The organism is Arenibacter lacus, from assembly GCF_008711145.1.
GTDB classification, from domain to species: Bacteria; Bacteroidota; Bacteroidia; order Flavobacteriales; family Flavobacteriaceae; genus Arenibacter; species Arenibacter amylolyticus.
Genome location: NZ_VVIN01000066.1, coordinates 1 through 16,397, shown reverse-complemented (window position 1 = coordinate 16,397; position 16,397 = coordinate 1). Strand labels below are relative to the sequence as shown.

Below are 16,397 nucleotides of genomic sequence, written 5' to 3'. Positions count from 1 at the left end.
TTGGGGACCGACATCTGCATGCGGTAGGCCATTTCGTATTGTGCAATCCTGGATTCGATCTCATCGTCCCCCGTTTCAACGTGATGTAGTTTATTCAAAGAAGATACATGGTCTAGCAAAAGCCTTTTATCCGAGCGGGAAATCCCCTCGGGATCGTTCAGGTACAGCACGGGATCTTTCCCTGACCGCAAAAGCACCCCTTGGTGTTTGGAGTCTAAAAATCCGCTAGACCACAATTTTGAGTACAAGCCTTGGCTATTCCCCTTCCCCCTGGAGGTTAAGACCACAAAAGAAGGTAGGTTCTTATTCTCATTTCCAAGGCCGTAGCTTAACCAAGACCCCATACTGGGTCGGCCAGAAATCTGACTGCCCGTTTGGAAAAAGGTAATGGCCGGATCGTGATTAATGGCCTCGGTCTGCATACTTCTAATGACGGTAATTTCATCTGCTATCCTAGCGATATGAGGAAAATAGTCACTAATCCATTTTCCACTTTCCCCATATTGGTGGAACTTTGCTGCGGAAGGCATTAAGGGAAAGCTATCTTGCCCAGAGGTCATCCCTGTTAATCGCTGCCCCCCTCTTACCGAATCGGGCAAGTCTTCCCCCATCCGCTTTTGCAGGGTTGGCTTATAATCAAAGGACTCTAACTGAGAAGGTCCCCCGGCCTGGAACAGGTAAATAATGCGTTTCGCCTTCGGTGCAAAATGAGGAATTCCCAATGGTTGGGATGCCAATTGTTTTACATCTCCTTTAAAGAGATCGGGAATCAAAAGAGACCCCAATGCCAACGACCCTATACCAACGCTCAGTTGAGAAAAGAAATGGCGGCGGTTCACCTTTAATGGATTTTCTTCCTTGTTCCCATGTTCTTCCATAGTCCTATTCTTTGGTAATTGTTTCATCTAAATTATAAATGGTCTGCACGGTCAGCATAAGAGCGGCAGTTTTTGCGGGGTCCGTCTCCAATTGCTCATAGGCTCCTACGGCCACTAATTTTTCGGCATCCACTAAATTGGTCTTATAAAGCGCTAACGCATCTTGGTAATAGCTGTTCAGAATCTTAAGTTCCTCCTCTTTAGGAGAACGCACCAGAATTCGTTTAAAAACGTCCGCTACAACATCCTGGTTATGGGGGTCTTGTAAAATGGTCCGCTGTGCCAATACGCGTGCCGCTTCCAGTACTTGCACATCATTTTGGAGTACCAGGGCCTGTAAGGGAGTGTTGGTATTTTGCCGGCGCACCTCGGACAGGTCTCTATTGGGTGCATCAAATATGGTCATATTGGGCGGTGGCAGGGTACGTTTCCAAAAGGTATATAAGGAACGCCTATACAGGTCGTCCCCTTCATCCGGGGTGTAGGTAGTTAAAATTCCACGATCGCCTCCCGCATTGGTTTCCTCCCATAGTCCAGCAGGCTGGTACGGCTTTACACTAGGACCACCTAACTCACGATTAAGCAAGCCGCTAGTGGCTAGGATATAGTCACGTATCATTTCACCACTCATTCTAAATCGCGCTGCACGGGCCAATAGCCTATTCTCTGGGTCGGCCTTTTTTAGCTCCGGTCTCATGTCGGATTTTTGTTGATAGGTGGCAGAGCGCATTATTTTTTTTAGCAGGTACTTGGTATCCCAACCGTTCTCCATAAAATCTACCGCCAACCAGTCTAATAGGTCTGGGTGCGTTGGTAAGCTCCCTTGCACCCCAAAGTCTTCGGCAGTTTCCACAATACCCTTTCCAAACAACATGGCCCAAATACGATTTACGTAGACCCTTGCGGTTAGGGGATTCTTGGTATCGGTTAACCACTGTGCAAGTCCAAGTCTATTTTTAGGAAGCGTTTCAGAAAAAGCATAGATGGCTTTGGGCGTTGCTGGTTGTACCGAGTCCGTAGGCTGGTCGTAGGCACCCCTATTAAGGATATAGGTAGTCTTGGGGGCCGAATCGTTCATGACCATTACCTTAATTTCGGGAGTTTTTTTCATATTGATAAAAGAGAGCACGCCGGTGCTATCCTCTTGGGAAATTTCCATATAGGGAGGGTCTGCGTAGAATTTTTGATTTTTGGCTTGTACGGCATCCATCTGTATCCCTTTTTCGTCTACTTGATTAAAAAAGGCGAAAAACTCGAAGTAGTTCCTTTGTGAAATGGCGTCGTACTTATGGTCATGGCACTGGGCACACTCTAAGGTAATCCCCAAAACTCCCTTCCCTAGGGTATTGGTTCTGTCTAGCACATAATTGGTGCGGTATTCCTCCTGGATAACACCCCCTTCTTGGGTGATGGGATGATTACGGTTAAATCCGGTTGCCAATAGCTGCTCTTTGGTAGCGTTGGGCAATAAATCGCCCGCCATTTGCCAGGTCAGGAACTGGTCGTAGGGCAGGTTCTTGTTAAAGACATGGATCACCCAATCTCTCCAGGGCCACATGGTGCGATAACTATCGTCCTGGTAGCCGTGGGAATCGGCATAGCGAGACACATCTAGCCAAGTTTGGGCCATACGTTCCCCATAGGCTGGGGAGGCTAAAAATTGATCTATCATTTTTGCTATCTGCCCTTCAGAACTATCATTAAGGAAATGCGCTACCTGTTCTGGGGTGGGTGGGAGCCCTGTTAAGTCTAAACTAATTCTACGTAGTAGGGTTTCCATAGGAGCCCTTTCTGATGGCTGTAAATTAAAATCTTCCAGCTTTTTTAATACAAAACCATCTATTTCATTCTGCACCCAATCCGTTCTTTCGGTCTTGGGAGGTTCATTTTTCTTTGGCGGAATATAGGCCCAGTGTTTCTCAAATTTAGCGCCTTGTTCTATCCATTTTTTAATGAGTCTTTTTTCGTAGGAGTTAAGTGACAGCTTAGAGTTGGGGGGCGGCATCTGTATATCGGGATCCTCCGAAGTAATAGCGATATAGACCTTGCTCCTCTGTGGTTTTTTAGGGGTGATGGGGAATTCCCCCGGACTTTCGGGAAGTTCGGAAAATGCCGTTTCTTCCAAATCCAATCGCAATGCAGCCTTCCGCTTGTTGGCATCGGGACCATGGCAGGTGTAACAATTATCGGAGAGGATAGGCTTAATGTGAAAATTGTAATCCACCACTTCCGGTAATTTTAGGGCAGAATACTCATCTTTATTCCCTTGAAACACCCCCTTGGTAAATGCATATACTATTCCCAGAAGACCTGCTAAGATTACTATGATTATTATTTTCTGTTTCATCGGGGAAGTGAAAAGTGATTTATCATATAGCTAGAATTAACAAAGTACATTCCCCATTTTTTTGAATGGCAGCATGGAACCAGTTAATTTACATAAATGATATTATTTAAACTAAAATAATGATTTATTCTAAAGCTATAGCTTAAAATATTAACTATAACAGCTATCGCACTTCAATTTATTGTAGAATAACGAACAAAGAAAACGATCAATTACACCCCCAGTAGAAGCGCAAAACCTAGGTTGACAAAATCCAGTAGGTTTATGGATAGTGTTATATACCCAGACAAACCCCACTATTCCTTATCTTGGATATTGAAGAAAGGAGCTATTTAAGCCTTCGTAACAAGCTAATTTGTATTTTTTTTAGGTAGATGTGGTTGTAGGAAAAAATAGCTGGATCTTGGGCGCAACCTTTTCGCCTTTTCAACCATCTAAATCAAAAGACTTAATCATGACACCACCAAACCAATTATTAAAATCAGCTTCCGTAGCAGTAATATTCTTACTATGCAGTTGTTCTTTTGATGACGATTCAGCAGGAAAAATAGGAGGCCATGGTAAAACCAGCTTGTTTGAAGAGGTAACCGAACCGGATCCCTCCTCCACAAATACTGGTATGGGTGAATTGTTAAATACTGCTTCTTCTGATACAGGTACCTCTAGCGGAGGTGCCACCTCTAGCACTGGTGCTTGGGGAAGTGGAAATCCCAATGGTCAATTTGAACCTGGGATTTTGACTGCAGGCGAATGGAGCGACCTTGATAACTGGGAATTCTGGAATAATCTATTAAGTAATCAGGAATATTATGAGGATGTAAATAAATGGAAGCTTAAAAAAATAAAAAGACATAGTTTCCTGGTTGTAGATAAAAATGAAACTGTGGTTGCAAATGCCGAAATCAGTCTTTTATCCGATCAGTTGGTACTATGGAAAACCAAAACAGATAATACGGGAAGGGCCACCCTATGGTCCGACCTAAATTTAGATGGACTCACCGCCCAGGTTATCTTTGAGGATGCCAGGGAGATTGTTATGCAAGTAAAGGACTATGCGGCAGGTGTCAACAAAGTACAGTTAGATAAATCCATCGTCAACAAGAAGATAATGGATATATATTTTGCGGTTGATGCAACTGGTTCCATGGGGGATGAAATTGATTATTTAAAGGCAGAATTAAACAATGTAATCCAACGGATTAGGCAAAACAATCCTTCCTTGGAAATGCGATTTGGATCCGTATTTTATCGGGATGAGGGTGACGAATATGTAACCCGTCCGTTTAATTTCACTACCGATGAATCAAGCCTAATTTCATTTATATCGGAGCAATCTGCCACTGGTGGGGGCGATTACCCGGAGGCGGTACATGCTGCCATGGACCTAGCAATTACACAAAACTCCTGGAACGAAAATGCTTCCGCCCGTATAATGTTTCTAATTCTGGATGCTCCCCCACACTACAATCAGGAAGTAATTTCCAGTTTGGAATTAAATATCATTCATGCAGCGGAAAAGGGCATTAAAATAATTCCCATTACAGCTTCAGGCATAGATAAGGCCACGGAATATTTAATGCGTTCTTTTGCCATACTGACAAATGGAACCTATGTTTTTATTACGGATGATAGTGGGGTTGGCAACCCTCATCTGGTACCTACTATCGGAGATTACGAAGTAGAAAAACTGAATGACCTAATGGTAAGGTTGGTTGGGAAATATGTTCCTTAAGGTGTAAAAGGTAGCACTCCCCTCCTTGCCTAGTCCTCCTAAAAATGGTTTGGTTCCTTCCCTGCAAGCGCAAAAGCAGCCAACCATCTCATACGTATTACTTGGCAAGTACCTAAGGCATTGTATGCCCCGTTCCACCAATTAATCCACGATTATCGATTAAATTTTCGGTACTGTGCCCATTGTACTCGTTTACTGCCGCCCAGGGAAGAAAAGTAATGTCCCACTCTGGATTCTGTTGGTGTTACTGTGATGGATGCTTTCATGTTCTTGTTTTTTAAAGGTGTTGTGGTCTGTTGTTTTTTGTTGGGGACTATCGGTTAAATTTTCGGTACTGTGCCCATTGTACTCGTTTACTGCTGCCCAGGGAGGAAAAGTAATGTCCTACTCGGGATTCTGTTGCTGTTGCTGTGATGGTTGCTTTCATGTTTTCTAGTTTTTAGTATGATTTTGTTGATTTTAAATTGACTAACACCTTGTAGACGAGGAAGTTTTAAATGTGTTACAGTACTTTGTATAGAAAGGTACTATATTATGTAATTTTTAACATTTACGACTGGCTACATTTTATTTAATACGTTAAAAATCACTCAATTACATATAATTGAATGATTGCGGAAAAAATAATTTAACGCGGTGAACTCAGGAATCATGATATAAGAAACCTGGTTGGGAGGTAGTTTTTAGGGATGATTCTAGCAGCTCTGCAAGGGGTGAAGAGAAATTAAAGGAGCATAAGGAATAATATATTTGAGGTAGGATCCATCTTTGAAGATAATGCCTGAAAGCCCCACAACTCATCACAACCAATGCCAAAGCACGGAGAAAGAGCCCCTTTTATAATTGTAATTTAGGTTCCAGCTTGACTTAACTACTACAACCGGAAATCTGAATCCGAAATCATTGGGGCTAGCGGTACCCTCCCCTATTTGAAGGTGATTAGAATTATGGTATGGGGCACTCTTCAGGTAAAAAAAGCTGCATTCCCCCTATATTTGAATACACCAGATTTTCTGCCTTACCTATACCTAATGCTCGTTTACTATTCGCTGCCGGTACGCAGAAATCTATTAAATGTCATTCTCCGGAAACATATTCAGCCATTTTAGGGCATTCTGCAAGTATATTTTATCCACCACTTCCTTGGGGAGTTTTAGGCCTCTAAACTCTTCATTAATCAGGCTACTCTCCATTACCTCGTCCGTTACAAAAAAGCGCCAATCCGCAATCCACGTATCATGCATGCTCTGCTGTAGATCGGCCGGATCTTCCTTACCTCCATCGGCCAAATCGGTGGCGTAGAGAATTCTATCTTGATATTTTATAAAAAAGTTTCGCACCTTTTCCCTGTTATCTGCAGTTTGATAATAGACTTGCCCCATTCTGGCTGCCAGATCTATGGCCATATTGGGGAACTTATCTAACCGTTTGGCAAGTTCATCCACGCTCCATTCCAAACTCCCCATATGGGCCCCCACAAAAGTCAAGCTAGGATGTTTTTCTAGTACGGCATCCCGAGCGGCTATCTGCTCCTCGTAAGAAGGCAGCTCTGGATGTAGGTACATATGGTATTGAGGGTTTTTTGAAAAGTAGTCCCGATCGTTATTGGTAGTCATTTCCGCTAGCGGAAGCCAACAGTTTTTGGGTTCTCCCAAATGCCCTATGATAGGAATCTTTTTAGTGGCTAAATGGTTGAATATTGTATCCAACTTGGGATGATCTACCAAAATTAGCTGGTTGTTAGCATCGCGAAAGACCATGCCTATGTTTTTCCAAATTTTTACGGCAATGGCCCCCTCCGAAAAGTTTTTATCTAACCAGGCGATGGTATTTTTTGTGAAGTCTGGATTATCCCAATCTTCTATAGAGAAGGAGGTAGCCACCTCAAATTCTGCCGGATGCGCGCTCTTCTGCTCCACAGCGTATTGGTACTGTTCCTTTATGAGTTCCCCACTATTGGAATGATCTACCAGAATATTGAGCAAGCGAAAATTATCTTTTGCTGCTTGGGCTACAAAGCTGTTCCGATCTGCAAAAACATGAATGTGGGTATCAATTTTTTCCACCAACTCAAAATCGTCCACGGTATAATAATCATTGTTTTCCATACAAGAAGCTGTTAGTAGTATTAGCAATGCACTCCACAGTATTTTCATCTGTTTATTTTTTAGAGGATTAAGATTACTAATGAATTAGCGCTTATAAGTTAAAAAAAATGCAATATAAATGGTCGGATAATTTTGTTTAATGCGATTTTTTATTGGATTGGAACTACTTAATATCGAGGGGATTCCGAGGGAAAGTGGAGAGGTAGGATGAAGGACACAGGCCTGAATTAGGATTTTGAAGAGCTTAGTTACCTAAATAAGGGAACTTTTTATCTGTAAGATTGAGAGCTAATAAGACATTTTGCAACTAGGATAGCTTCCGTAGTTATTACTTTAAAACCTCTTGAAGAAATATTCACATGAGATTAGATCCTAATGTCATTTTTGTCGAAACAAAAGACGTAATTACTACGGAATAGCTACTTGATTACATAGATTAAACACTTTCCTATTATGTGACTTGGAAAATAAAGTATAATAATACGATTAAAAGTATAGATGAAATGATAAATAAAGCATGAATATTTCTTTTTTGAACTGCTAATTGTTTATTCAATGATACCGTAAATTCATTCGTTTTAATAACAATCTCTTTTTCTATTTTTTTTTGCAAGGAAATATATTCTTCAGATATCTTATTAAATATTTTCTCTTCCAAATGAACTAAGGCACCTTGAAAAGATGATTTAAAGTCCTCAATATTTTCCTCTAATTTTTGTTGCTGTTCTTCATGATGTAAAAAAGCAGAGTTAAATTCATCCTTAGCCTCTAACAAAATAGCGTTTAAATTATTAAGGCTTTGAGTAATCCCAGATACCTTCTCATTTATAGCGTTGACATTTGTCTTACAACTATCGATTTTGATATTAATATCCTGTTGTTTATTTTCATATTCGATAAACGTAGACTGGAAATCTTTTTTAGCATCTGCTAGTTTAGTATTAATCTCATCACAATTTAATGCTACTTCATTTAAGTTCTCATTTAGTACATTAAATCTTAATTCAATTTCTTCTGCTCGCTCTTTATCAGCCCTTACTTTGTCGAAATGTGCAGCTAATATTTTATTTATATGAAACCCATGAACATTACTTCCAGCTGTACTTTCCTTAACGTCATTTACAATTTTCTCTAACTCTACACTAGATTCCTTTATTTTTTCGAATGAGGTGCCAGAAAGCATTACCAAAACCCCAATCATTTCAGCCAAATCTTTAGTATTGTCATTATTACTTTTAATTAATTCACTTATAGATGAAATAGAATTATGGGTTGCAGTACTACTTTCTCTAATTAAATCCAGTAAGGTTGATTTCTTAAGGTATTTATACCAAACATTTCCATCAATAACATGCTGAATAGAATTACTGGATGAGTTGAGATCAACTAAAAGATTCTGAGTTCTATCTCTTGCTGCATTTATTCTATTATCGACTTCCCTAACTTTACTTAAGACATTTTTTGCTTCTACAATACCTGTCGAATTGTCTATAATTACAAACTCTTCCATATTTTAACTATTTTCCAATAAGTTTAATAGATTTTCATTGTCCTCATTCATCTTCTTTATACCAGAAATATTTTCAGAAATAGTATTTGTGGTATCTCTAATGTTAAGAATAGATTCATCAATTTGATTCTTACAAGACGCTATTATAGGTAGGGTTCCTCTGAATATTGACAATGACAGACCTACAGCTTCTGTTGCCATAACATCACTCCCACCAGCTATTGCTATGTTTATTTTAGAACGCTTTTGTTGTTTTGTATTTTCCTCTCCTTGTAACTTTCTAAATGTTATTTGACTTTGATATTTCTGAAATCCTTGAAGAATTAAAACAGACCCAATACCAACAATTAATCCAGATAAAACGGGAGAAATGAGTCCTGCAAATGGTGCTGTAAATGGAAAGTTGGTTATTAAGGCTTTTTCTATAATCTCATCGAGAGCAATCCCAATAAGTGACGCAACGGTGATTCCCAATAATTTAAGAACCTCCTTTAGTTTAACCTCCCATGTATATTGACTTGAAAATAAGATTTTTAAAGCTTTAAATATGGATAGAATCGCTTGTTTTACAAATTTGAAAATGTTTTTTGCTATTTTAAATAGACTATTTAAAATGGCATCTAAAAATGTTGAAAGGAAACTACTGATTGAGTGGTCCGTGAAAGTAGAAAGCAAACCTTTAGCTTTTTCCTTTATTCTAATAGAAATATTTTTAATCCTTTGTTTTAATTCTATATCCTCCTCGTTTTTATACTCATTAACAACCTCAACGATTGTTATCGTAAGTAATTGACCAATAGCAGCTTTTGCACCGCTTTTTACAGCATTTGAACATGCAACCTTTGCTTGAGTTTTTAACTCATATACTTTAGTTTTATTTTTTAGTATTTCATTTTCTTTTCTTTTACTTTGTTCGAATGCCTCCTTTGAATTTTTCTCATCAATACCGAAGTATTCTTTATTAGTTTTAGTCGGATCTTTTTTTGAACGAGAATTTTGCCATTTTTCAAAATCTTCAATCTTAACGTCTCTTTTTTGATTGTTAATTCCTGCTTTTGTAGGCACTATGTTTTCTTCAGAATTTAGGAGGTCTCGTTTTTCTTTTTTGTTGAGAACGTAATTTAATACCGGGTCATCATGCACTTCTTTGGCAGACTTTACATGATCCCATTCATAAGCTTCTCTTTTATTTGGTTCTCCATTCTTTATAAATTTACCGGTATACGCATCATTAACCCCTCCTTTATCTAAACTATCTCTCCATTTTTTATCAGTTGTTTCTCTTTGTGATGTACCAGGCCCCTTTCCCACATAAGATTCTCTATTATATTTAGGAATTTCTTTTTCTAAAAGTCCCTTAAATTCATCCTTATGCACATATTTTGTTTTGTAACTGGTACTTCTTTCATTTAGAGGAGTATTTTCCCATTTTTGATACTCACTATACTCCTTTTTGAAAGCAAGGCCGTTAGCATGTGCAGTATTTTCAAAAATATCTGAAACACCGAGAGCCATTGTAATAGTTTCAATCGATTTTGCTTGAATAGCAGACAGCAATTGCCCGTTCATCTTAGCCGGATCGTTATCTTTAATTTTATCTTGAATCTCTAGAATTTCATCTAGTAAAATTTGCTCTTCCCTTTTTAGGTCAATTTGGAGTTTTTCGTAGTCCATTTTTCACAATTTATTACACCCAAGCCAATGCTTAGGCTGGTTGGTTGGTTATATTTTAGTTATAAGAATAAAATTTGCTCTGAACAAGATAGCGAATTATCATATTTATCCTACTTTAATTGTAGATTAAATCTTAATAAAAGTTGGATGGTAATAAAAACTGAATTTAATAATCTGCAATGGTCCATTATACTGTCGAACTTTGAAGTAAGTAAAGGAGGTTATAGGGAACCTACAATTAGCTATTAGTTTAATTGAATTTCTTCTAAAATTTGTTCGGGCCACACTACAAATTTTCCATATTGACCTTCACGTACTTGCGCTCCCAATTTTTCACCTTTTTTAGTGGCAAACCAATCGTTTCCTTTTTTTTCCATTAAGCCGAATGACACTAGGGTTGAATTTATATCTCTACTGGACAAGCCAGTAATAGAGGATAAATCTTTAGTTAATTTTAGCTCACCATTTTTAAATCTTCTAGAAGGATTGTTGGTTATATTTATAATAGCAGTAGACTCTTCTAGAATTAGATAGCTGTTGAACCAATTATTGTTTAATCGCACACCAACGAACGATCCTTTTTTAGGAAGTTCCTTTTTAGTATCATACCAAGCTTCGGATCCATTGTCTAAAGCTTTCATTTTAATTTGATCATAGGTAAATTCATCACTTTGATAGCGAGTATCGGTAACTTGACCAATTACATAATCGTTCGCAAGTTCTAGTTCATAAAGTAGTTCTTCACCTATTTGTTTTACCTTTTTATCACTATTGAAAATCTTTTTGAGATGCGCTTTAGTTGGATATGAAACTGAAATAATCTCATCAATTGCACTATCCGAGAGGATACTTTCTGATTTCCGCCTTAACTGTGTTGACATTTCATGTCTAAAGAATTGTAGTAATTTTTTTTTAATTTGTTGCTCGTAAGATAGATTAGACTTAATATTTGGGTTTATTTCCGATTGAAAATTTTCCTGGATTTTCACCGATTCATTCGATTTCCCATTATTTATATCTATATCGGTTTCGAGCCATGGCTTTACTCTTTCTCCATTAATCCGAAGATCGTATATATCTTCCATCATTTTCTCATAAGCCTCTGGGTCTTCTTCCTTAGTGATGAGAATTCCCATTTCAACATTTGTAGTCTGGCTATATTCATAAAGATTCATTGAACAAATGATAGCCTTCTTTTCATTAATATAACACTTCGCATGTAAGTTTTTCTTTTGAAATACTTTAAGATCATCGATATCTGACATCCATGCTAGTTCAGATTGTTTTGGCTTGGTATTACCATAGATTAATGTTATTTCCCCAAGGGTACCAAGTTTACTTTTGGTTTTAAGTCTTTCTTGAATTTGGGTATTAACTTGAAGAGAGTAGGTTACCAAAATTATCCTTTCTTTTGCTTCCTTAAGAAGCTCCATTAACTCACTTGAAATGTGAGATGTATCCAAATATTTTGCCATCTGTATTATTTATTAGAATATTATTTATAATATTTTTCAGCCGTAAATTAAATGAATAACGTCAGATTATTCTGCTATTTTCTGTGAACTGAACTCTACTTTTATTAAAACCGAATTCTAATTCACAATTTAGTATTTTGAATAATTGATTAAAAAATGTTTAACTTTTTACGAAAGCTACTGGCAACTCCCTTAAAACTGTGATTAAATCGAACGGGAAGAGTGTTGAAATATTACATTTATTTTAAATATATTTCATTGAAAATGTTAAAACACTGACTATCAATGCAAACCACTTCTTACAATTTTATCGATTGAATTGTTTATCCAATTCTATTATCAGAAAGGAAGGTTTGGCTAGGAATTATATATGTTTAAGGGGAGTGCAATTAAAACTTTTTAGTATTTACACATTAAAGCCAATCTATGCTGTAAATTATTGATAACAGATTAAAGTTTGAGATTGTAGCATTCGAAATCTACAAAACAAGATTCTCTACGATATAATAAAATGGGAGGACGGCTAAGCTTCTGAATCTTCCGAGATTGAAAATGAGTTTTACAAAGTGGCATGGTTTGCTCCGAAATCACTGGCATGGTCACTCCGAAATAGTTATACAGTCCCAGAATATTAAAACTTCCAAACTACTACCCCCAATGATCTTGTATAAAACTTAGCGGTACTTCTACTGTCAAATATTAAGCTCCCCAAACCACTCTAAAATCTCCTCTCCTATGTCCTCATTTAATTTATCATCGTGCAAAATATTCAAGCATCCTACCGCACATTGGTGAGTATCCCCCCCCTCAAAGGTTATAAATTTAGGTTTAATGGTCTCTAAGGATGGGTATAACAACAAGGTTTTATTGGAGCTGCTATGCGTCATCTAGATAAAACTGTCCAAAATGCCGTATTTAAAAAAAAACAGTTGAACCGTTAAATACTCGTCCTATTCCGGTTTTCAAGATAGGGTGTGTTTAATTGTGAAGTACTTTTTGGATCAGTTCATAAATGTCGTAGAGATAAACCCTTATCAGTCTAACAACTCCGTTTCAGGCTTTATTCTAAAGCATTGTTCTTCTCCTAAATACAATGGATTTCCGTGCTTTTCTGACCAAAAGCCATCTAACACATCCTTAGTTAAACAACGATAGACAGCAACGCCTTTATAGATCCCATTATCATCACCTAGATAGTTGAAATTAATCACCAATATATTGTCTTTGAAAAAGCCAGTTCCATTTTGTTCCTGGTTAGCATTTATGAGCCATTTCGCAATAATTCTATTGTTCTCATCCAAGGATAAGGATAGAATTCCTATATAGGTGTTGTCGGTTTCATCTTGATTTTTACCTATTATGGAATAGTCGCCTACTAATTGTTGCAGTGTCATTTATAATGCTTTTCCACCCAAAGATGGGATAGTAATTAATATGGGTAGTTGTGTTTGCAAACATACATTTTTCAGCAATAAAGTCATGTATTAGAAATAATGATCGTTTACATATTCCCTTTAACATACTTACTTTATAAGGTTACTGGACTCTTTTTAAATTAATTATAGCTGAATTTAAAGAGCGGTTAATGCAGAGGGGGATCCTTAAAATAGTAGTTGATTAGGACTTATAAAATAAAAACTGGGCTTTTAAATTCTGTCATTTTTTAGTTTTAAACTTTTACCAATGTAGCCTTCCCCTTTTTACTTGATCTTTCAAAGTGGTACCAAACGAACCGAAATTTTCACATGGTAAAATGTAGTCTGCCAAGCCGATGTTCAAAGAAATGGAAGCAACCATTGTAAATGCTCTTACTGAATTTTAGAAGAAGAAGATTTAAACTAGAGCTTTCTCCGAGCTGGCGTTTTAAAACCATCAGGCGTATGTCGTTCATCTCGACCTTTTACCACCAACACCTGAAAAGTTAAGACTTAATGCTGTAATGCCTGCTTCTTTCCGATAAGCCATATTACAATTCTACATATCATAATACTTTACCATATTATTTCATCTCATAATTAGGCCATATTATCCACTTCATATAATAATCATTTCTTTTTACGTCAATAATACCTTACATTGGTTAATGATAAAATAGAAATATATAAATAAGTTTTTATACACGTATATTGTAAGTAATTAAGCATAATAAATATGGCAAACAGAAAGAATATATATAACTCTATTCGACAAAAGATGGAGTCTGCTGGATTTCAATTTGAATCAGAGCAAAAACCACATCTTCAAAACAGAAAAGAAAATGAACTGAAATTTGTCCATCCTCAATTAGTCAAAAGGATAGAAGAAGATGGATACAAGGTTAGAGCAAAGAAGTTTTACATAAAGCCTTTAACCGATGAGATTGATTGTGAGATTGGCCTTGTTACCGGGAAATCGTCTCCTTTGTATAAGGAATCATTTTTTATCAAACCAAATTCATCTGACTCGTTTGATGAAACGCCTGCATGGACTAATAGAGATAATAATGCTGCTCTTGATAGTTTATTAGAATCTATAAAAGAGTATCTAAAAACAAGTTCAGATGTAACCGCAAGCCACATGGATACCTATCTGTTGACATGGAATCCAAACAACTGGGACTGGGTTGATTTAACAGAAAGTATAGATCACCTAGAAACTGTTGGCAATGTAGAAAGAAGATGGAGTTGTGGTAATTCAAAAAGTATAAAAAAGGGAGATAGAGTTTTTTTAATTAGACTCGGTAAAGATCCAAAAGGAATAATGGGTAGCGGTTATGCTAAATCCTCCTATTACGTTGCTCCACATTGGGATGGCACAGAAGGTAATGTGGCTAACTTCATTGACATAGAATTTGACATATTAATTAATCCTGAAAACAATCCACTATTCGATACAGAATCGTTAGAAAGTATTGACTTAAATAAGTCTCAACAATGGTTTCCGCAACAAAGTGGAATTTCTATTAAACCAGAATTGGTAGAGTCTCTTGAAGCGAATTGGTTTAATTTCATTAAGGAGAACAAGTACATTAAAAACAGTTTTGTTTCTAATGATGTAATCACAGACATTGAAGAAACTTTTCGAGAAGGTAAATCAAAGGATATAACTCAAACTCGATATGAAAGAAATCCTGAAGCACGTAAAAGATGTTTAACACACTATGGTTATTCATGTAGGGTTTGCGATTTCAACTTTGAAGATCATTTTGGTGAGGTAGGCAAAGGATTTATTCATGTACATCACATCAATCAGATTTCCGAAATAGGCAAAGAATACGAAGTTAACCCTATCAACGACTTAATTCCTGTTTGTCCAAATTGTCATGCTATGATTCACTCAAAACGTCCAGCATTTACAATTGAAGAAATAAAAGAAATAAGAAAAACTACTTACAACCCAAGATATGACTTTCATGGTGGTTAAATGCCACCACGCCGCATAGCCGAGCCGTTGTAGAACATTTGACCTAACCGAAAACCAAAACTTAAACAATTTGAAAAAAGTTACATTATTCGCAATCTTAACTTTACTTCTAATAGTATCGTGCCAAAAGAAAATTGACGGTTCAAGTCAGGAATCTATGAAAAAGTCAATCGAAAAAATAAATAAATCGCTTGATGACTCGAAGACAGAAGAATTTCAAGAATCAATTCAATTAATGATGTTCAACGGACATGAATTAGCAGATTTAATGAAAGAAGATGGAGCAGAAAATATGGCAAAGGACTTTAAATCAAGAATTGATGGAATGACGGCGGATGATATCATTGAAGCAGGAAAAAAAATTAAAAAGGAAATTGCGAAATAAAAACGTGCTACAACTCGTCAAGCTCTGAAAATCCTCCCACATTTTCACATAATAAGACCATAACCAAACATGTTGGTTAAAATGACTTTTAACAACCACCTTTCTTTATTTTTTTATGAAATCCAATAACAACCAAATTATTTATAGCCCTTCAGATTTATCTTCTCACATTAGTTGCAAACATCTTACCCAGCTCAACAAACAGCATGCAAGAGGCGAAATTGCAGGACCAGAAGAATACACAAATCGTGCATTGATAATGCTTAGGGAGAAAGGAATTGAGTTTGAAGAGAATTATCTACAAGAGCTTAAGGATATTGGAAAGGATGTTTTAGAAATTAGTGCAGATGACCCCCTTGCTGAGAAGCATACAATAGACGCCATGAAAGCTGGTATGGATGTTATTTACCAAGCAAGGTTAAAGGAAAATGGCAAATGGGGCGGGTGGGCTGATTTTTTAAAAAAGGTTGATAAGCCAAGTGATTTAGGAGATTGGTCTTATGAGGTGTGGGATACCAAGTTGGCGAATGAAACCAAGACTGGAACAATTTTACAAATTGGAATATATTCAGAACGCGTAGCTCAAATCCAAGGTGTAACTCCAGAGAACATGGGTGTTATAAAACCTGAAGGTGAAGAATACTATCGCTATGATGAACATGCGGCATATATACGGGTTGTGAAACGAAATTTGGAAGAAGCAATAGATAATGACAAAAAGACCTACCCTGAACCTGTCAGCCATTGCGATATCTGTAAATGGTGGAAGAACTGTACTTCTATTAGACGTAACGATGACCACCTAACCTTTGTGGCTGGAATGGGCAAATCACAAATAAAAGAACTCAATTTACATGATGTTGACACTCTGGAGAAACTAGCCCGA

Annotated in this window: 11 protein-coding genes; 4 read left to right on the top strand and 7 right to left on the bottom strand. The window is 37.1% G+C overall.

Features of this window, described 5'->3' with window-relative positions:
- Positions 1-905, bottom strand: a 905-nt coding sequence (locus F1E73_RS14640) for a DUF1501 domain-containing protein (RefSeq protein ID WP_223883455.1), incomplete at its 3' end; no start/stop codon positions are given.
- Positions 883-3,225, bottom strand: coding sequence for a PSD1 and planctomycete cytochrome C domain-containing protein (locus tag F1E73_RS14635; protein ID WP_150452323.1), 2,343 nt, complete (start codon positions 3,223-3,225; stop codon positions 883-885). The genes F1E73_RS14635 and F1E73_RS14640, both read right to left, overlap by 23 nt.
- 454 nt (positions 3,226-3,679) lie before the next feature.
- Between F1E73_RS14635 and F1E73_RS14630 the strand changes: the two genes are divergently transcribed.
- Positions 3,680-4,957, top strand: coding sequence for a vWA domain-containing protein (locus tag F1E73_RS14630; RefSeq protein ID WP_150452322.1), 1,278 nt, complete (start codon positions 3,680-3,682; stop codon positions 4,955-4,957).
- Between the two features lie 1,070 nt (positions 4,958-6,027).
- Here F1E73_RS14630 and F1E73_RS14625 read toward each other — a convergent pair.
- The 5 genes from F1E73_RS14625 to F1E73_RS14605 all read right to left on the bottom strand — a co-directional run bounded on the left by F1E73_RS14625 (position 6,028) and on the right by F1E73_RS14605 (position 13,118).
- Entirely contained in the window at positions 6,028-7,113 is a 1,086-nt protein-coding gene (locus F1E73_RS14625; RefSeq protein ID WP_150452321.1) for an amidohydrolase family protein, read from the bottom strand.
- A 403-nt stretch (positions 7,114-7,516) separates the two neighbouring features.
- Positions 7,517-8,575 carry a hypothetical protein gene (locus F1E73_RS14620; protein ID WP_150452320.1) on the bottom strand — a complete coding sequence of 353 codons (1,059 nt, stop codon included), beginning with the start codon at positions 8,573-8,575 and terminating at the stop codon, positions 7,517-7,519.
- 3 nt (positions 8,576-8,578) lie between these two features.
- Positions 8,579-10,249, bottom strand: a complete 1,671-nt coding sequence (locus F1E73_RS14615; protein WP_150452319.1) for a hypothetical protein — start codon at positions 10,247-10,249, stop codon at positions 8,579-8,581.
- A 245-nt stretch (positions 10,250-10,494) separates the two neighbouring features.
- A complete protein-coding gene (locus F1E73_RS14610; RefSeq protein ID WP_150452318.1) occupies positions 10,495-11,724 on the bottom strand; it encodes a phospholipase D-like domain-containing protein in 1,230 nt (409 codons plus the stop codon).
- 1,034 nt (positions 11,725-12,758) lie between these two features.
- On the bottom strand, positions 12,759-13,118 hold the full coding sequence (locus F1E73_RS14605; protein ID WP_150452317.1) for a hypothetical protein: 360 nt from the start codon (positions 13,116-13,118) through the stop codon (positions 12,759-12,761).
- Between the two features lie 757 nt (positions 13,119-13,875).
- Here F1E73_RS14605 and F1E73_RS14600 point away from each other — a divergent pair.
- The 3 genes from F1E73_RS14600 to F1E73_RS14590 all read left to right on the top strand — a co-directional run.
- A complete protein-coding gene (locus F1E73_RS14600) occupies positions 13,876-15,126 on the top strand; it encodes an HNH endonuclease (RefSeq protein ID WP_223883454.1) in 1,251 nt (416 codons plus the stop codon).
- 70 nt (positions 15,127-15,196) lie between these two features.
- Entirely contained in the window at positions 15,197-15,511 is a 315-nt protein-coding gene (locus tag F1E73_RS14595; protein ID WP_150452316.1) for a DUF6694 family lipoprotein, read from the top strand.
- Between the two features lie 115 nt (positions 15,512-15,626).
- On the top strand, positions 15,627-16,397 hold a 771-nt coding region (locus F1E73_RS14590; RefSeq protein WP_150452315.1), incomplete at its 3' end, for a TM0106 family RecB-like putative nuclease.